Consider the following 19497-nt stretch of genomic DNA (forward strand, 5'->3'; position numbering starts at 1 on the left):
AAAAGTAGCACTGATCGCCTGCATGCGAAAGCTCATCGTGATCTTGAATACCATGCTTAAAAGCGAGGAGCTGTGGTGCGCAAAAAACGGATAAATATATTGACTAAACACCACAGTCACTTGTTATGTGCCGACCATAGACCACACTATTTGAGATGGTGATTTACTTTGCGCTATTTTTTTAGCTTCTTCAATTGTTTGACAACCTACTGAATCAGGCCAAGTAGGCTCGTCACTTTCTGTGGCATGCTTAAAGCGCACGTAATATAAAACGCCAAGCTGATTTAAAGGCTCAGGTTTTTCGTCAGGTTCTAATTGATCATCAGCTTTTGCTAGCTCAAACCACCAATCGTAATTGAGGCTGATTATATCAACAGGCTTCTCTATTGAATTTGCGTAAAACCATATACCAGATTCAACGATTGATAGAGTCATAATTCTTTAGGCACATAACGCTTATTAGCGAGAATGCCGCCTATGTAAATCACTCCCTACTAATATACATCGCGGCAAACTTTTTTAAATATCTGAAATTTATATCAATAACAGCATTACATAACAAGGACAAAATAAGCAGCCCGAAAATAAAGCGAGACTTCATTTAACGAGACCTCCACTACTCCCTATTAAATGGCTGATGCTCAGTTTTTTACTAGATTTAATCAATTCGTTACGAAATTTCAAAAAACAAAGCGAGAACAGCAAGATTACATAGTAGGAAGCGAAAGGGGTGCTTTTTTGCTAAATCCCATTATACCTGTATAGATGCGCAGTCTAGCGAGTAGAGTTTGGCAACCTGCCGAACACTCATCTAGCCCTCCTACTTACATCAAATGAGGCCAAATCGAAGAAACGTTGGATACCGAGTGCAGATACGGCTGTGACCTTCGGTTTCAGGGCCGCTCTTTGACATCCATGTCATCGCGGCATTTGTGAGTCCATTCACGTCAGATGCTGCCGTAGAGCGGCCAAGGATGGCTTTATAGCGTGTCACAGCAGTATCTGCACATAAGCTCACCGCAGGTGATAGATTGCCATGAAGGTACGACCTTCAACTCGCGTCCCAACAACACACACGATAGTCGCTACAACGGCGAAATTTGCACATCGCCGCCGGGCAGGCGTTAGATTGCCACGAAGGTGCAACCTTCAACTCGCATTCCAACAACAAACCCGGTAGACGCTACAACACAGAAAATTCGCCAGAGGAAAGGCATAAACTCGCCATGCCGGGCGCTCCTTAACCCCACTCGCTAAACCAAAAGTTTAGCGACAAAAAAAGGCACCCGAAGGTGCCTTTGACATTGCAGGGTGGAACTCGGTGCTCGGTGAGGGCGAGCACCTTTGGGTCTTACAGTTGATGACCGTGAGCGTGCATCAGCTTCTCAGGTGTATGGCAGGTCGCACAGGCTTCGCGTGCCGCCTTGGCGCTGGCCTTGTCGGCACCTATGTAGGCGCCGTTGCCTTCCATGTGAGCCACGGCCGCCTCCGAGAGATATTTCTGGTGACAGCTCATGCAGGCTGCGGCATCGGATGAGGCATACCAGGTCGCTACCGGATTGACCGCAGGGTCGTTGCTCTTACCTGGGATGAAGCTAGGTACCGTATGGGCTTGTCCTGGGTTACGACCCAGCTCAAAGCCATAGGACAGGCCGCCCCAGCCTTGCTCGGCCGAGTGACAGGTCATGCAGTCGGTCTTTAGCAGGGTGCCGCTACCGCCATGGCCATTGTCATGGCCTTTCGCCTTGTGGGCCTTGTACATAAAGCTGGTGGACTTCATCTCACCCCAGGCAACGGCGTCACCGTTGGCGTCTTCGACCGCGCCCAGCTTCTTGTCATTGGTGTGGCAGGCGATACAGTTGACGCCGTTTGAGTCATGATAGAACTCAAAGCTGTGGCAGCCATAGCAACTTTGACTGTCGATGATGGCGCGGCGATCGGCCACCACGGCTTCACTGTCATCAAGCACGGTGCGTAAGGCATCGGTCTGCACATAGGCAGGGTAGGCGTTGTCGGCATCGCAGCTAACACGGGTGCCGCTGCCTTCTGCAAAGCAAACCTTGAGTACAGGCAGGATTTCCAGCGAGCGTGAGGCGATGTCGGCTGGGAAGTTCATCGCGACCTTTACACTGACGCTGTTGTCGGCATTCCAGGTCGCCTTGGTGGGATCTTTGATGTCGATACGGCGCTGGCTGTAGGGCGACTGATCATAGTCGGGATAATCTTTCTCGACGTCCCAGCTCACCACCATGTAAGGCTTGCTGTAGCCAAGCTTGTAGACCTCTTGCTGGCTCACCAGGTTACCGGCTGGATCTGTGATGGCCATGTCGAAACTGATCTCGTTGGCGGCAGAGATGGCGACCTTGTTGATGGTGACATCATAGTCTTTGGCTGCCTGATAGGGTTTGGCATGATCGCCATGCACCGCGGCGCTATGACAGTCGGTGCAGCTCAGCGCCGGGTTCTTGTCTGACTGATGCTGGGCTGGCGAGTCGGTATGACAACCAGTACAGGCGTTGGCATTGGCGTTGGCGAGCCAGAGATCTTTGTCTGCCAAGTTGTCATCTTCGACATGGCAGGCCGCGCAGTCCATGAAGGGTTTTGTCGGGAAGGCGGGGTAGTCGAAGGCATGATCGCCACCGTAACCGGCGATGGTGTATGGCATGGGCACCACATTGCCATCTGCGTCTTTACCTTCACGGTGTGGCCCCATATGGATGGCATGGACCATGTGGCCAAACTCGACAGAGATGGCATTGGGATCTGTGACTATACCGTTATGGCAGGCCTGGCAGTTCTCCAGATCCAGGCGACGTCCACCGTGTGCCTTGAGGCTATCGGCTTGGTGGCAGGTGTAGCAGGTCTGCATGGTCACCAGCTCTCGGCTCTCTATGCCTTCGCTGCCATTGGTGGAGGGGATCCAGTCGAAGTGAGCATTTTCGGCCAGTTCATGGCCTGAGTCATATTCGAACTGCATCTCGATGGCGATACGTTGGGTCAGGTCAGGGTTAAACTCGATACCGGCGGCATCTTCGGCGGTGAGCAGGTTGGTATTAAAGGTGTAGGTGTAGCTGCCGTCGTTATGATCGACTAGGCATTCGATACAGTCTTTAATCTTCTCGAAACCTTGCTCAAAGGTGGTGCCGTCGTCGTTGGTGGTGTCGTTGAGCAGGGATATCCATTGTTTCAGGTCGCTGCCTTCATGGGTTTGCAGCTGTGCCAATGAGAAGCGGAAATCGTGAAACGGATTCTCACCAGTTAAACCAAACAGGCCTACGCCTTGGCGGTTTTCCAGCTCAAAGTCGACGCTTATGATGCCGTCGGCATAGCTTGCCTTGTTGATATTGGCGATAGCTTCTTCTGCCATGTCAATATGTAAACCGACGGCGCCAGGTGTGCCCGGTGTACCGGGTTGACCATTTTCACCGTCGATACCATCTTTTCCATCATTCCCATCTCCACAGGCCGACAGCATCATTGCCGAAGCGATAAGTGCCGCCAGTGTGGTTGTTTTTGTTGTTATCATCATTTTTTCTCCAAGATAAACCACTGGGGTATAGCCAGGAGAAATGTTAAAGAAGCGGGCTTTTGTCAGATATGAAGCACATCACCTTAACAATAAAGTTTTCAGCTGTATAAAACACTGCCTGGCTTGATGTTTGTTTGGTGTTTGCTTTGCTGGTGCGACTATTTTTAGTGCGGTGGTCTGTTTGGCTTGCTATTACCAGTGAGACATCTCGATTTTTAGAAAGTGGAACTCTCATATTCATATTATGCAAATGGCAAAAATGAATTTTATCTTCAGAGGTCTATGTCTATCTATCATCATGTTTAATATGAAGTATTCTGTTTTTATGGTGTCGGGTTATTCCCGGCTGTCGGTTATCTGTGTCAGAGAGGCATGGCATTTTTCGATGTCACATATTTAACAAATGCACGGGGAAAGAGATAAAAGTTTGCACTGGGTAAACGTAATGCCAGGTGACTTAGCGTACATTAGCTAACGGCACTAAAGCCTAATTTAAGGGCGATTCTTCAAGGAGAGGCATGAGCAAGATTAATACTAATACCCTGTTCAATATTAAAGTGTTTGTCTTACTGTTTGATACCTTAAATGCCACTGAGGTGGCCCAGCAACTCGGGGTGGCATCTTCTAAAGTCAGCCGGAGTTTAAAGGCATTACGCCACTCCTTCGATGAACCCTTGTTTGTCCGCAGGCAGCATGGTTTCGAACATACGCCTTTTGCCCAGAGTATCTATCCTCACCTGAAGCAGATGTTAGCCCTGTCTGAGGCGAGTCTCTCCTGTGCCAGTAAGGATACCGAGCAGTCTCATACCGAGCTGACGATTGCCTGCCCGCCTCCTATTTCACTAAACCTGTTAAGTTATCTGCATGACAAGGCCTCTCAGCTTAAGCAGAGTTATACCTTCAATATTAAGCCTTGTAGCAATGATATTGACAAGCTGCTTATTCGTCAGAATGTGGATTTAGCCATTACCCTGAGGGCATTTAATTCTGAACGGTTATCGTCTGACTTTGTCGCGCGGGCAGACGCCTATGTGCTGGTAGGCAACCAGCAGCATCCGATTTTTCATCACGAAGCTCGGGCGGATATTGAGGCTATGCTGCAATATCCCTATATAAGCTTTAACGGTCATGAGCTGGAGCAGGAACATGACCCGCTTACCCTCTATGCATTAGACAGGGGATTGCCCATTAACCTGGTTGCCAAGGTCTGTTTGCTGTCGGATCTCATGATTCAGCTGGAGCGTAGCGATGCGTTAACCCTTATCTGTTATCGCGATGCGGTCGCCTTCCTATGTGCTAAGGCAAATCTGTCGGCCCTGGCGTTGCCGGAGGATCAAAACAGGCTACTCAATCGCCGCGCCGATGGTCATCGTCACTACTTAACCAAGCTCAGAGAAGGGGGGAACAGGCCGCCATGGTTGGAGCAGGAGATAGCTTCCTATATCCAGGGAAATGTTATTCTCAACTGTGAAGGAGCTGGCTATGCCAAAGGATAAGCTGCTGGATATTTCCCTGTCGACCATAGAGATATTCTGCCAGGTGTATGTGAAGAAGAACGCCATCGAGGTGGCAAATCATTTAGACCTGTCACAGCCCAAGGTAAGCCGTGCCCTGGCGGCACTGCGTAACGTATTCGATGATCCTTTGTTTATTCGCAGGGAAAGCCAGTTTCAAGCGACAGACAGGGCCCACGACCTCTACCCTCTGTTTAACGAGATGCTGGCGTGTCGTCAGCAAGTGGATCTCTTGATGCGTGGTGTGACTGGGGCGGTTCACGACCATGTTGAAATCGCCACAGTGCCTCAGTTGGAAGTTAATTTAACCCAAAGCGTCAAGCAGGCCGCTTATCGTGTCTTTGACAGCGAGTTGATGGTGAGCACGTCCCCCTGGGGCGAGTTAACCCAGCAACAACTGCTCAACGACGAGATCGCCGCTGCAATCTGTTTCGAGCGGGCAAATGATCGCGCCATCTTGTCTAAATCCGTTATTCAGCATCGTGGCGGCTATCTTGTTGCTCGGGAAGATCATCCCATCTGGCAGGCGCCCAATGTGGATAACATGATCGATTACCCCTTGGTTAAGCTGAGGACCATGCCGTTCCCCGCCAACAAGTCGCCGCTGGGAAATTATGCCAAGCGAGTCGGGAAGCAGTTAGAGATCTATGCCACGGCGCCCGACTTGGGTAGTGCGGCTAACAGCCTGTTAAAGTCAGATGCCATCATTATCATCGGCGTGAAGGGAGCCGTAAATTTCTTGAGAAACATCAAAGGGCTGCGCGCGCAGCAGATAGAGCTTGTGCAGGACAACATCATCTTGGAAAACTTCAGCCACCCCACAGTCTATCTATGGCTAAGGCTCGATGCGAGTGGCAAGGTGACGACGCCATTTTGGCTGCAACACTGCCTGGAAGATTACATCCTTTCCATGCATCAGTAATGCTGACTCCGTCAGGCGTCTAGTGTGGGCTTTAGTTTTGCCGCATTAGTCTTGCCGCGTTAGTTTTGCCTCGTAAACGCCTGGCAAATATTCTGCTCACCGATCTGCTTGGCGCGCTTGAGTGCCACCTCGGCGTTACTCAGATACTGCTCCAGGTTCTGGCCTGTCTGATAGCTGGCGATCCCCATGCAGATCCCAGTACCCAGGCCTATCTCGTTGAGGCCATTTAACGACTTCACCGCGAAGTGGTGGGCGTCGTCCGAGTTGGTATCCGGCAGTATCACGATCAGCTTGCCCAGCTGCCAGTGAGACATCTGGTAGTTGACCGGCAGGGTTCTGAGGATATGGATCTCCACCTCGCGCTGACGGTTCTCCAGCTGGCCGATATCACTCATGTGGCTCAGCATGCTCTCGGCGGTGATGTCGATCAGCAGCAGGCTGGAGTGCTCGCGACTGACGGGGCTGAGTGACTTGAAGTAGTCGTCCAGATCCCTGAGGTTCACCAGGATGGCGCTGCGGTGGGGGATGAAGTCGCCGGTGTCTTGCAGCAAAGCGCGCTTCTGCGCCTGCTCCAGGGTGCAGACGATATGTTCTATCTCACCGGCGGCGTCCAGGTGCCCCTTGAGGGTCGCCTGCAGGCAGGTGTTCTCCTTGCTGTTGGGGTCGCAGAGGATCTGTCCCTTCCAGCTGCCCTGTAGCAAGATCTGCTGGGTGATCCTCGGCCACTGGGAGCTGAGGTCATTATTGAGCAGATCGGTGAGGTTCTTGCCCTGAATATCATGGATGGAGACCAGCTGCATGAAGGCCTGGTTGGCCAGCTCAAGCATGCCGTTGGCCTGTACCAGGGCGCAGGGGATGGCGTTGTCGTTCAGCAGCTCGTTGAGCTTAGCCTGATGCTGAGCCTTTCTCAGCTGAGACACATCCTCGAAGGTGACCAGATAATATTTTTCCTGACGGCTGCGGCGCGGCGAGCTGGTGACTGTGATCGCCAGATGACTGCCGCCGGGCGAGTCGAAGTCGATAACCCCTTGCCACTTGTTATTGGCCTCAAGCTGGGCAGCGACCTCGGCGTACTGTTCGTTCTCGAACTGCAGGATCCGCTGCAGGTTACGATCTTGCAGCTCGTCCAAGGGCAGGCATAGCAGCTCGGCGGCCTTCTCGTTGGCGGTCATCACCCGGTTCTTGTCGTTGATGATCACGCAGCCGATATCCTGGTGGAACAGGCGGTGGGCCAGTTCTATGCTGTATTCTCGCGAGCGCTGGCCGATGCGGTAGGAGTGGCTCAGCAGGATCAGCGCCAACGCCAGCAGGGTAAGCACCACGGCGCCGACGATAAGTATGTTACGCCACTCGGAGAACAGCTCGGCGATGGCGTCGTTGCGCACATAGGAGACCAGGTAGTATTCCCGGCGCGTCTCATACTGGGTTGTCAGCTCTATCTTGAGGTAGACAAAGGTGGCGTCGTCGCCATGGAACTGGCCGAAGTTGCTCATGGCCATCTTGCGCCACAGCGCCGGATAGGTCTGACGCAGGCTGCCGCCCATGGTATCCGGGATGCGGTTGATGGTCGGCTTGGTCTCGGCGCCTGCGTATAGCAAGCCCTGGGTGTCGAGCATCAAGAGTGGCGACTCGGCGCTGGAATAGGCGGGTCTGATGCTTTTCAGCATGCGGCTCATGGACTGGTAGGTCAGCAGGTAACCGCGAATGCTCTGATCGGGATTCTCCAGCCAGGCCAGTTGATACAGGTAAGGTTCCAACTTGCCCTTGATGGGGGTGAACTCCAATGGCGAAGTATAGACCTCGTTGCCGCCCATGTTGCGTGCGCCGCCCAGCAACGAGGGCGGCAGGGGATCGCGGCTAAAGTCGTTGGTGGTGGAAAACTTAAACTTGCCCTGGGGATCGAACAGGGCGATGTCCAGCAACTCGGGGATATTGCGTATCATCACCTCCCAGCTTTCCTGCAGCTTGCGTTGGCGCACCTCGCTGGGGATGGTCAGGTAGCGTTTGAGTAGCTCGTCGTTGGCAAACATCTGGGTACGAAACTGCTGGAAGGAGACCTTGTCGGCGATCAGGGTGCCGACAGATTGTAGCTCGCTGTATCTCTGGGTGGCCCAATCTTCCTGTAGGCGACGCTCGCCCAGGGTGATGATGACGTTGGTGAGGAGCAAGACGCTGATCAGCAAGATGATGATCTGGGTGACCACCGAGAAGATGCGTTGCGCAGACCAGTGCAGCCCCTGTCCGGCGATCAGTTGTGGTTGTTTCTGCGTCAGCATTGCAAGCGGTGTTTCCCCAGTGATATTGCGGCTATGTTAGCATGATTTTCGCCGCAGAACACAGTCGGTTACAAACCGGCAACGCCTGAGTAAATCATCGGATGACGCCTTGGTAATTCAACCGACGACGCCAAGCTTTCTGTGTTTAAACTGCGCCTTGGCATCGAGCACCAGGGCGCGGCACCTGTCGATATCCACCCCTTCCAAGCCATCTATGGCCGACACCTGTACCTGATCGATATAGTCAGGAGCCAGACGGATAAAGTCCCATAGCGCCTGATAGGCCCCCTTGAGCTTGGGCTGACAGTGTTTTAGGTAGGCGGCCTCTGTATCGGCATTGAGCGAGATGGAGAGGGCGTCGACCACCTCGGCAAGCTCGGGCAGTATGTTGCGCCGATGGAACAGGTTACCAAGCCCGTCTGTGTTGACCCTAACTCGGCCGCCGCGGCGTTTTATCTCACTTGCCACGCCAAGCAAGGTGTCGAGGTTGAGGGTGGGCTCGCCATAGCCGCAGAACACATATTCGTCGAACTGACTGACCTCGCCAAGCAGGGGGATGATCTCCTCGCGCTTGGGTTGATGGTCGAGATCCAGCTGATACTCGTGTACCTGCTTGCTGCCGTTATGCTTGGGGCAGAACTGGCAGCGCAGGGTGCAGCGCCCGGTGATGTTGAGGTAGCGGCTGTTGCGAATATCGTAGACTAAGGTGGACTGGCTCATGGCTCTCACGGGTAAGCTGTGTTGAACAAGCCCCTGGAAAGGCGGCCTGCAAAGGTGATGGCATGAGTCTACCGCTTTTGACGCGGCGAAAACCTCTGCTGGATCAAAAAGGGAGGCTTAGCCTCCCTTTGAATTTAGATAGATTAGGACTGTTCACCCTCGATGCGATAGCTGCGGGGTTGCCACCACCAACGGAAGAGGCGTCTGATATCGTTGAGAATGATATAGAGCACGGGTACCAGCACCAGGGTCACCACAGTCGAGAAGAGGATACCGAAGGCCAGCGAGGTGGCCATGGGGATCACTATCTGCGCCTGTAGGCTGCGCTCTAGGATGATGGGTACCAGGCCGACGAAGGTGGTCATAGAAGTAAGGATGATCGCCCTAAAACGATAACAGCCTGCGTCTATGGCCGCCTCTTTCAGCGGCAGGCCCTGGGCCCGGGCGCGGTTAACAAAGTCCACAAGGATCAGCGAGTCGTTTACCACAACCCCGGCCAGCGCCACGATACCACACAGGCTGAGCACGCTCATGGAGAGCCCCAGGATGAAGTGGCCGAACAAGGCGCCGATGATACCAAAGGGGATCACCGACATGATGATCAGCGGCTGGCTGTAGGACTTGAGCGGAATCGCCATCAGCGCATAGATGGTGAACATGGCAAAGAAGAAGCCCTGGATCAGGCCTATCATGGCGCTCTGCTCATCGGCGCTGCCACCATCTAGCGTGGTGGAGATGTGGCGATACTTGCTCTCAAGATAAGGCAGGAAGTCCTTCTGGATCTCACCTACCACCTTAGAGGGCTCCACCACATTCTTGTTGGCGTTGGCGATAACCGTGATGGCGCGACGGCCGTCGACACGGGTGATCGAAGAGTAGGAATCACCCAGCTCTATGCTCGCCACAGTGGAGAAGGGCACAGAGGTGCCTTGGGGCGTACGGATCATCATGTTTTCCAGATGCCCCAGGGTGCGGCGCTGCTCCAGCGGGTAGCGCACCATCACCTTGACCTCTTCCTTGTTGCGCAAAATACGCTGGGCCTCATAGCCGTAGAAGCCGTAACGCACCTGGCTGGCTAGATCCGACAGGGTCAGTCCCAGGGCCTCGGCCTCGGGTTTGATCGCCAGGCGGATCTCGTGGCTGCCGGAGGAGTAGTTGTCCGAGATGTCATACACCCCCTCGTAGGTGCGTAGCTTCTGCTTCAGCTCGTCGGCGGCTTGGGAGAGCTGCTCGAGATCGCTCGAGGTGAGCCTGAAGGAGATATCGCCGCCGGCGTCGTTGGTGCTGGCGTTGATGTTAAGCTTCTTCACCGAGATCAGCTCAGGCAGCGCCTTACGCCAGGCATCGGCGATAGTGACGCCGTCTACCTCCCTGTCTTCACCCTTGGTCAGCTCGGCGAAGATGAAGGCCGAGGTACGCGAGCCCATGTTGATGAAGCTGTGCTTCACCACTGGGTTGCCGTACTCGTCTTCCATCTGGTCATTCATTACATAGAGGGCGTTCTCGATCTCCTTGACCACCTTGAGGGTGTTAGCCTCTGAGCTGCCCACATCCATCTCCAGCCTCACCTGAATGAAGTCAGAGGGGATATCGGGGAAGAAGACCCAGCGTACCTTACCGCTGGCGACCAGGGCCACGGATAGAATAAGCACGCCCACGAAGGTGGCGACCACATTGTATCTGTGCTCGATACAGCGACCGATGAAGCTGCGGTAGCTGTGGTGGATAAAGTGTTGCACCTTGTTGTTAAGCGCCAGCTTAAAGCGCACGAAACGGTTGGGATTAGGGTTCGGGCGACGCGGCTTAAGGTGAGCCAGGTGCGCAGGCAGGATCAGCTTGGACTCCACCAGTGAGAAGGCGAGACAGAGGATCACCACCAGGCCGATGGACTTCCAGATGATCGCCATGGGGCCGGACACCATCAGCATGGGGATAAAGGCCGCTATTGTGGTCAACACGCCAAAGGTGGCGGGCATGGCGACCTTGTGGGCCCCCTTGATCACATTATCCAGCGAGTGACCGTGGCGTTCGATCTCCGTATAGGCACTCTCGCCGATCACTATGGCGTCATCCACCACTATCCCCAACACCAGAATAAAGGCGAACAGGGTCAGCATGTTGATCGACAGCGAGAAGGGTTCCAGGGGCATCAGCAGCATGGCGCCGAGGAAACAGACCGGCAGGCCCACCATTACCCAGAAGGCCAGACGCAAGTCGAGGAACAGCGCCAGGATGATAAATACCAAGAGGGCGCCGTAGAACATGTTCGACAGCATCATGTTGAGACGCCCCTTGAGGTAGTGGGTCAGGTCGCCCCAGGTGTCTAACTGGGCGCTGGCGGGCAGGGTGGCGCGGCGCTCCTCCACATAGGCTTTCACCTGAGAGGAGATATCCAGCGCGTTCTGATCGTCGACGCTCAGCACCTCGATGATGGCCGCGGGTTTGCCGTTGAAGCGGGTATATTCCAGACGCTCCTCGAAGTCATCGCGAATGTTGGCCACCTCGGGCAGCATGATGCGGCTGCCATCTTTGCGGGTCTTAACCACTATCTTGGCAAAGTCTTCGCCCGTGTAGGCCTGGCCCTTGGTGCGCAGCAGTATGTCGCCATCTTCGGCGCGAATCGAGCCGCCGGGCAGATCGATGGAGGAGTTACGCACCGCCATCGCCACATCGGCGAAGCTCAGGCCATATTCACGCAGCTTGTCTTCCGACACTTCTATGCCGATCTCATAGTCGCGCACACCTGTAACCTGGGCGCGGGTGACGGCGGGCAGGGCGGTGATATCTTCGCGTATGCTCTTGGCCAGCTCCTTCATCTCGTGTAGGTTCATGTCGCCATACACTGAGACCCAGATGACGTTGTTTTCCGGTTTGATGCGGAAGATGTTGGGCTTCTCGATATTGTCGGGGAAGGTGGCGATGGCGTCGATACGCAGCTTGGCCTCGTCCAGGATATCCTGGGCATCGAAGCCGTCTTCAACCTCTATGGTGACGCTGCCAGAGCCTTCGCTGGCGACCGAGGTCACCTTCTTGATGCCGCTGATATCCTGGATCGCCTCTTCGATCTTGATATTGATCCCCTCTTCGATCTCTTGAGGGGCGGCGCCGGGATAGGCGACAGAGATCTGTAGATAGTTGAGCTCGAAGGAGGGGAAGACCTCCTTGTTGATCAACAGGGTACTGAACAGGCCGCCGATAAGTAGCGCAAACATCAAGAGGTTGGCCGCCACGCTGTTGCGGGCAAACCAGGCAATGATGCCTTTACGGGTATTGGTCTCCATTACTGATCACCTGCTGCCACTAGGGTCTGCTGGTTATCTTCCTCCTGATCTTGGCTCTGGGACTTGTCCTCTTCGCCGATCACCTTCACCAGCTGGCCTGTGGCCATGTTGTTGATTGTGGTCAGTGAGATGCGCTCGCCATCTTTCAGGCTGTCCTTGATATAGACCTTGTCGATACCGCTACGCACCACGTTGACCTCACGCATTTCCAGCGTGTTGTCGTCGCGTACCACGGCGACTTGATGATCCCTGACGATATAGCGGGGCAGCTTGACGATCCCATCAACCGTGCGGCCCTTGATGATGGCGTTGACGAAGCTGCCATACTTGAGCGGCAATTGGCCTTCGGCCTTGTTCTGTCTTAAGTAAGGGTCTTTCACCTCGGCCACCAGATAGACCATGCGGTTATCGGCGTCGATCACCCCTTCGCTGCGCACTATCTTGCCTATCCAGCTCACGGTGCGGCCCGCCAGTTCGGCGCTCAGGGTCACCTGGGTGTCGGGATTGTCGATAGACTCCAGGTAGGCCAGCTCATGGTTGGCTAACGGCAGACGGATCTCGGCGACGCGGGTGTCGTATAGCTCGCCCAGGTTAGTGCCCAGGGTGACATATTGACCCAGATCCACGTTGCGAGCCTTGATGATGCCGTCGAACGGCGCGCGTATGGTGGTACGCTCCAGGTTGCGCTGAGCACGTGCCAGGGCCGCCTCGGCAAATTTGACGTTGGCCTGCTCCTTCTTAAGCTGAGGCACACGCAGGCCCAGCTCAGGCGGTACGCCGCCGTCGTATCCCTTCCAGTCGTTCTTAGCCACTTCGCCGCGGGCGACCTCTTCATCCAGCGCCGCCTTGGCCTGGGCCAGGGTGGCCTGGGCTTGCATCAGATCTGCCTCATAATCCGAGGGTTCGATCTGCGCCAGCATATCACCGCGCTTGACTATGCCACCGGCGACAAACTTGTCCGAGATGGTCAGCATGCGTCCTTGCACCTCTGTAACCAACTGGGTTTTGTTCTTGGGTAGCACCACCCCGTAGGAGGGCAAATTTAATGAAACGGTTTCACTCCGTACCGGCATCACGTCCACTATAGGGACCGGCATCTCTTCCTCTTTCTGCTCTGGGGCTTCCTGAGTACTCATCAAGAGGGCGGCAAACAGGCCGAAGACGATCAGGATGAGGATGGGGGGGAAAACTCTTCGTAGGATAATTTTTATCATTGACTTCATGCTATTCCGTGCTGAGCGAATGCCCTATAAATTACCAGAGTCTCCTCTGTGCGCAAAAGTCTTTTTGTAAATAAAATGTGTCAAATTTACTCTGTTAAACCAATTTAACATATTGAAAATCAAGTGAAGCTAGCGATACTTGCTATCGACTTGTTAAATTGCCAAAAAAAAAGCGCCCCTGAGGGACGCTTTTATCGCCGAGATGGCGGGGGGGTACCGATGCAGACGCTAGCGCTTCTTCTTGGCTTTCTTAGGGCTCTTCTTGTCGCCGCTCTTCACCTTCTTCTTGGTGGGTACCTTGGCTTCCTTGTGCTTAGGACGCAGCGAGTCGATCACCCGGCGCTTCAGTGGCTGCTCGATATAGCGCTCGATCTTGACGATGACGCGCATGTCGTGGGCTTCCACCAGGGAGATGGCCGTGCCCTTGTTGCCGGCGCGGCCGGTTCGACCTATTCGGTGCACATAGGTGTCTGCCGAGCGCGGCATATCGAAGTTGATCACATGAGTGATGCCGTCGATGTCGATACCGCGGGCCGCCACATCTGTGGCCAGCAGCACGTTAACCTCGCCCTTGGTGAAGCGGCCCAGCGCCTGAAAGCGCGCCTTCTGCTCCATGTCGCCGCGCATGAAGGCGCAGTTGATACCGGCCTGTTGCAGCTGACCTTCCAGGCTGGCTACGACCTCGCGAGTCTTAACGAAGACGATGGCGCGGCTGACCTCTTCACGCTTGAGAATGTCGCACAGCAGGGCAAACTTATGATCTTTGTCGTCGGCCAGGTGCAGCCATTGGTGGATCTTGGCTTTCTCACTGCGGGGTGGTTTGGTCTCTATGGTCACCGGATTGGTCAGCAGCATCTCGGCGAAGCGGCTCACGCCACCCCCTTCCAGGGTCGCCGAGAACAGCATGTTGTGCTTACGCTGCTGCGCCTCGATGGCGATAGACTGCACCGCGGAGGAGAAACCCATGTCCAGCATGCGGTCGGCCTCGTCGAGCACCAAGATCTCCACCGACTGGGCATCGAAGAGTTCCTTGTCCAGGTACTCCATCAGACGGCCGGGTGTAGCCACCAGGATGTCGATGTTTTCCTTGAGCGCCTGCTCCTGGGGGGCGTAAGGCACTCCGCCTGTGATGATGGCGATATCCAGGCCCAGGTCGGTGGCTAGGTGGCAGGCGTATCTGTGTACCTGGCTGGCCAGCTCTCGGGTCGGGGCGAGGATAAGCACGCGCGCATGGCCCGAGTAACGGCGGGGGAAGTCCAGCAGATGTTGCAGCGCCGGTAGCAGGAAGCTGGCGGTCTTGCCCGTGCCTGTCGGTGCCCTCGCCAGAATATCTTTATGCTCCAGTGCTAAGGGAATCGTCTGTTGCTGGATGGTGGTGGGGGCAAGATGGCCCATCGCCTTGAGCGACTCGAGCAGGGTGTCGTCAAGGTGGAAATCTTCAAATTGCATGCGCTGCGTCTCTCAAAATAATAGCCGCGCATTATACACCCAAAGCTGGGTAAAGTGCGAGTCGCTCGCCTCGCCGATTAGGCCCGCTCTAGAGCTTGAGGTAGAAGGCCTGGGTCAGGGCGACTATAGCCTCGCTGTAGGCCCCAGAAGCATCGCGTATGCTGAGATGTTCCGCCTCTATCTGTTCGCTAGACTCGGCGTTCGAGACGCCGTGGCTCAGGCAAAACAGATGCCTTTGAGGCGTTTTGCTGGGCACTGTCGTGATGTCGACTCTGGCATTTAGCCGCAGCTCAAACTGAGCCAGCAGGGGCAGAAATCGTCCCAGACTGGCATTGGGCAGGATCAGGCTTGCCTTGCCCTGGGGGCTGAGCAGCTGCTTGATGGCACCTAAAAGGTCTTCAAAAGCCAGGCTGTCTGTGTGTCTGGCCTGGGCGCGTTTGCTGCACTGAGACTGAGGCCCATTGTCGAAATAGGGGGGATTGCAGAGGATGTGGTCGAACTTTGTTTGTACGCCGGGATACCACTTTAGCAGATCCGCCTGGGTCAGGGTGATGCGATCGCCCCAGGGACTCTGCGTTATGTTGTGTTGGCAGTCCTGTGCCGCCAGCGGATCTATCTCTAGTGCCTGTATGGCCGCCCCGCTGCGCTGAGCCGCCATCAGGCTCAGCAGACCACTGCCCGCGCCGATATCCAGTATGGTTTTGGCCTGGGTAAGCGGCGCCCAGGCGCCCAGCAGGACGCCGTCAGTGCTGACGGGCATGCCGCAGTGGCTGTCATCGACGTGAAATTGCTTAAAGGTAAAGGGCATGGGCTGACTTTCGGGGATTAAGATGCTTGGGGGCGCATTGTACGTGATCCCGCCAAATGCAGAAACCCGCTAGGCGCGGAAAGTGCCCTGTTACCAGAGGCTAAAACAGTGAATCTTGCTAGGGCCAAATGTTGCGTGACATGAAGGATGAAAAGGAAGTGTGTCCAACTTGTTAAATTTGCGCTTTCATTTGCGTCGATTGGTTGCCCAAATCTTGTGTCTCGTTAGCCTTTTTGCTAATAGTAGGTCCTCTTGTCAGGGCTGAAAGCCTTGATTTGAGCTAGGTAAGCCAGTTTGAATGCATTTTTAGCGTTAGTTAATCCTGCTGTCGTTCAAGAAGTAGCCAAGAATGGGCTAGATTTACCACGGAGACGTGTAATAAGAAGTTTACACGCAATGAAGGTCGCGGTTATTAGCCAATAATTTCCACTAAGCGATTAAGATCATTATACAAAGCAGATTAACGGGGCGTTGTGTGCAGAACAATAAATTAAGTTTGACGGATACATTGGGCTTAGGTTTCATGACCTTTGCCTTCTTCTTGGGTGCGGGTAACCTGATTTTCCCGCCGCTAGCCGGATTCCTTGCCGGTGAGAACATGTCTTGGGCCATGATAGGCTTCCTGCTGACCGCGGTGACGCTGCCGCTGGTGACCCTGATTGCCGTGGCAAAGGCCAATGGCAAGGTGATGGGCCTGCTGCCGCCGCTTGCCGCCACCATGCTGGCTATCGCCATCTATATCATCATAGGCCCAGCCTTTGCCGCGCCCCGCGCCGGCCTGGTTGCCTATGAGATGGGTTACAAGCCCTTTATTGAAGATGCCCAGGCGAGTTTTGAGGTCGCCGGCATCGTCCTGACCAGCTCACAACTTCTCTACACCAGCATCTTTTTCGGTATCGCCATGCTGTTGTCGCTGTTCCCCGGCAAGCTGCTGGACAGCGTGGGCAAGGTGCTCACCCCTATCATGATCATACTGCTGGTGGGTCTGGCGAGTTCTGTGGTGATCCTGCCGGGTTCAGAGGTGGCAACCTCAGTGGGCGACTACCAATCGAACCCGTTAACCAAGGGGATCATCGAAGGCTATAACACCATGGATACTCTGGCATCGCTGATCTTCGGCATGCTGATTATCGACCTGCTGCGTAAGAAGGGCGTGGACTCGCCAAGAGAGCAGACCAAGTACCTGGTGCGCGCGGCCTTTATCGCCGCCGGTGGCTTGGCTTTCGTCTATGTATCGCTCTTCTATCTGGGTGCGACAGCCGGCGATCTAGCCGTAGGCGCCGACAATGGCGGGGTGATCCTGACCAACTATGTGAACCACCAGTTTGGCGCCTCGGGTCAGCTGCTACTTGCCGCCGTGGTGACCCTGGCCTGTCTGACGACGGTTGTCGGTCTGGTCTCTGCCTGTGCCGAGTACTTCAACGAGCTGATGCCTCGTCTCTCCTACAAGCTGTTAGTTGTGGTGATGAGTGTCACCTGCGCCGTGGTTGCCAACGTTGGTCTGGCTCAGCTGATCAGTATCAGCATTCCTGTGCTGGTGACCATCTACCCTGTGGCGATCGCCCTGGTGGCGGTGACATACCTGACCGAGCGTTTCGCCCAGCCAGCCTTTGCCCACCGCATGGTGCTGAGTGTGGCCCTGGTGTTTGGCATCATCGACGGTCTCAAGGCGGCCGGTGTCGACATGAGCCTGTTCGATGTTATGCCACTGTCGGCTCAGGGCATGGCCTGGTTAATTCCTACGGCAATTACCATCTTTGCCTGCCTGATGGTGCGACGCCCACGAGGTGAAGCGGTATTAAATTGATGCCAGCCTAAGCCATAGCGTAAGATAGCGGTGTTAACGCTAAGAGTTAGCACCGTTTTTGTATCTAAAGGATTTCTTGTGCTAGCTGAGAGCAACGAATATCACACCGATCCCCTCATCGAGCCGTTTCTCGATGACCTTTGGGCCGCCAAGGGGCTGAGCGATCATACGCTGCAGGCCTATCGCAGCGATCTCAACCACTTCGACCGTTACCTAAAGAAGACAGGTTTCAGCCTGTTAGCCGCGAGTCAGGAAGAGGTGCGTGACTATCTCGCCTTGCGGGTCGAGCAGGGCTTTGCCAAGACCAGCAGCGCCAGGCTGCTCAGTAGCCTGCGGCGCTTCTATAAATACCTGCTGGCCAAGAAGCTGATTGAGGTCGATCCCATGGCGATGATCAAGCCGCCCAAGCTGGCGAGAAAGTTGCCCGATGCCCTGAGCGAGGCCGATGTGGATCGTCTGCTTAATGAACCCAACCGGGAGGATCCCGTCGAGGCCAGAGATCGCGCCATGCTGGAGCTGCTCTATGCCAGCGGGCTACGGGTATCTGAGCTGGTGGGGCTGACGCTGGATCAGATGAGTCTGAGACAAGGGGTGGTACGTATAGTGGGTAAGGGCAGTAAGGAGCGCCTGGTGCCCTTTGGCGAGCAGGCGGGCGCCGAGATAGAAGATTATCTCAAGGCGGCCAGGTTCGAACTGTTAAAGGGCAAGGTCAGTGACGTGGTGTTTCCCTCCAAGCGTGGCAACATGATGACCCGCCAGACCTTTTGGCACAGGATCAAGCTCTACGCCCAGCGCGCCGGCATAGTGGTGCACCTGTCGCCCCACACCTTGAGGCATGCCTTTGCCACCCATCTGCTCAATCACGGCGCGGATTTGCGGGTGGTGCAGCTATTGCTGGGCCACAGCGACCTCTCAACCACCCAGATCTATACCCATGTGGCCAAGGCCAGATTGGCGCAGCTGCATCAAGCACATCACCCAAGAGGTTGATGCCAAAGCCACAAAATTGCACCGTGATAGCCTAAGTTATGGCGGTCATTGCGATTATTCGTTTGCTTTAACGGCCATGAGCATGTAACTTTTCAGCCTCTAGGCCGGTCTATAAAAATGACATATTGGACATAGCAAGTTTTAGTAACAATTTAGGTTGGTATACCGGCAGCCTAATTTGCTTTAATGCTATTAGCCCTAACACCCTATAGGAATTGTAATGAAGTTTACCCGAGCGCTCACCTTAGTTGTTGCCATGGTGGCTACCCCCCTGATGGCGGCATCGAACAACGTGGTCGATAATGGCGACCAGTTGAAGCAGAAATTATCAGACACCCTAGGCGTCGAGGTGCAAAGCCTTAACCAGTCACCGGTTCCAGGCCTGTATGAAGCGATCACCAACCGTGGCGTGCTCTATGTCAGCAAAGATGGCAGCAAGCTGTTCCACGGTAACCTGTATGATCTCGACAACGGCATGAAGAACCTTACCGAGGCCGCCCTAGCTGGCCCGCGTATGGAGGCAATCAAGCCATTTGAGCAGAACATGCTGGTCTACAAGGCCAAGGATGAGAAGCATGTGGTGACAGTATTTACCGACATCACCTGTGGCTACTGCCGCAAGCTGCACAACCAGATGGCCGAGTATAACGACCTGGGCATCACAGTGCGTTATCTGGCTTTCCCACGTCAGGGCGTGCCGTCTAAAAACGCCGTGGATATGGAAGCCGTATGGTGCTCGGCCGATCCGCTCAAGGCTATGACAGATGCCAAGGCGGGTAAGCAGGTTTCGGGGGCTAAGTGTGATGCCAAGATCGCTCAGCAGTATCAACTAGGGCAGAGTCTTGGGGTGAATGGCACGCCAGCCATCATACTGGAAGACGGTACCATGATCCCGGGTTATCAGCCGCCTGAGCAGCTGCTCCAGGTGCTGGACAGCGTCCAATAAGTCGCTAATGCGCGAAACAAGGTGAGCCCAGG

Annotated in this window: 13 protein-coding genes; 5 read left to right on the forward strand and 8 right to left on the reverse strand. The window is 54.8% G+C overall.

Features of this window, described 5'->3' with window-relative positions; genetic code table 11:
• Positions 1-123 precede the first annotated feature (123 nt).
• Together GNT65_RS14180 and GNT65_RS14185 are read right to left on the reverse strand one after the other, a co-directional pair.
• Positions 124-435, reverse strand: coding sequence for a hypothetical protein (locus tag GNT65_RS14180; protein ID WP_070992475.1), 312 nt, complete (start codon positions 433-435; stop codon positions 124-126).
• A 916-nt stretch (positions 436-1351) separates the two neighbouring features.
• Positions 1352-3529 (reverse strand): OmcA/MtrC family decaheme c-type cytochrome, encoded by a 2178-nt coding sequence (locus GNT65_RS14185; protein ID WP_160797295.1) that lies wholly within the window; start codon positions 3527-3529, stop codon positions 1352-1354.
• Between the two features lie 518 nt (positions 3530-4047).
• On the opposite strand from GNT65_RS14185, the gene GNT65_RS14190 reads away from it, so the two are divergent.
• Positions 4048-5025 (forward strand): LysR family transcriptional regulator, encoded by a 978-nt coding sequence (locus tag GNT65_RS14190; RefSeq protein ID WP_160797297.1) that lies wholly within the window; start codon positions 4048-4050, stop codon positions 5023-5025.
• Entirely contained in the window at positions 5012-5965 is a 954-nt protein-coding gene (locus GNT65_RS14195) for a LysR family transcriptional regulator (protein ID WP_160797299.1), read from the forward strand. Before GNT65_RS14190 ends, GNT65_RS14195 begins: the two co-directional genes overlap by 14 nt.
• 59 nt (positions 5966-6024) lie before the next feature.
• On the opposite strand, the gene GNT65_RS14200 is transcribed toward GNT65_RS14195, so the two are convergent.
• The 6 genes from GNT65_RS14200 to GNT65_RS14225 form a co-directional block, all read right to left on the reverse strand.
• Entirely contained in the window at positions 6025-8241 is a 2217-nt protein-coding gene (locus GNT65_RS14200) for a PAS domain-containing protein (protein ID WP_160797301.1), read from the reverse strand.
• Positions 8242-8358: 117 nt separating this feature from the next.
• The gene (locus GNT65_RS14205) at positions 8359-8961 is read right to left on the reverse strand and encodes a TatD family nuclease-associated radical SAM protein (RefSeq protein ID WP_160797303.1); all 603 of its coding nucleotides are present in this window, start codon (positions 8959-8961) and stop codon (positions 8359-8361) included.
• Between the two features lie 143 nt (positions 8962-9104).
• The gene (locus GNT65_RS14210; RefSeq protein WP_160797305.1) at positions 9105-12242 is read right to left on the reverse strand and encodes an efflux RND transporter permease subunit; all 3138 of its coding nucleotides are present in this window, start codon (positions 12240-12242) and stop codon (positions 9105-9107) included.
• Complete coding sequence (locus tag GNT65_RS14215; protein ID WP_160797539.1) at positions 12242-13456, reverse strand: efflux RND transporter periplasmic adaptor subunit; 1215 nt, start codon at positions 13454-13456, stop codon at positions 12242-12244. The genes GNT65_RS14210 and GNT65_RS14215 overlap by 1 nt, the downstream gene beginning before the upstream one ends.
• Before the next feature lie 237 nt (positions 13457-13693).
• Complete coding sequence (gene srmB / locus GNT65_RS14220; protein ID WP_160797307.1) at positions 13694-14914, reverse strand: ATP-dependent RNA helicase SrmB; 1221 nt, start codon at positions 14912-14914, stop codon at positions 13694-13696.
• An 88-nt stretch (positions 14915-15002) separates the two neighbouring features.
• On the reverse strand, positions 15003-15722 hold the full coding sequence (locus tag GNT65_RS14225) for a tRNA1(Val) (adenine(37)-N6)-methyltransferase (protein ID WP_160797309.1): 720 nt from the start codon (positions 15720-15722) through the stop codon (positions 15003-15005).
• A 475-nt stretch (positions 15723-16197) separates the two neighbouring features.
• On the opposite strand from GNT65_RS14225, the gene brnQ reads away from it, so the two are divergent.
• From brnQ to dsbC, 3 genes are all read left to right on the forward strand, one after another.
• Entirely contained in the window at positions 16198-17529 is a 1332-nt protein-coding gene (gene brnQ, locus GNT65_RS14230; RefSeq protein ID WP_160797311.1) for a branched-chain amino acid transport system II carrier protein, read from the forward strand.
• Positions 17530-17607: 78 nt separating this feature from the next.
• Positions 17608-18519 carry a site-specific tyrosine recombinase XerD gene (gene xerD, locus GNT65_RS14235; RefSeq protein WP_160797313.1) on the forward strand — a complete coding sequence of 304 codons (912 nt, stop codon included), beginning with the start codon at positions 17608-17610 and terminating at the stop codon, positions 18517-18519.
• 220 nt (positions 18520-18739) lie between these two features.
• A complete protein-coding gene (gene dsbC / locus GNT65_RS14240; protein WP_160797315.1) occupies positions 18740-19465 on the forward strand; it encodes a bifunctional protein-disulfide isomerase/oxidoreductase DsbC in 726 nt (241 codons plus the stop codon).
• Positions 19466-19497: the final 32 nt, after the last annotated feature.

It is taken from the genome of Shewanella insulae (assembly GCF_009831655.1).
In the GTDB taxonomy this organism is placed as follows: domain Bacteria; phylum Pseudomonadota; class Gammaproteobacteria; order Enterobacterales; family Shewanellaceae; genus Shewanella; species Shewanella insulae.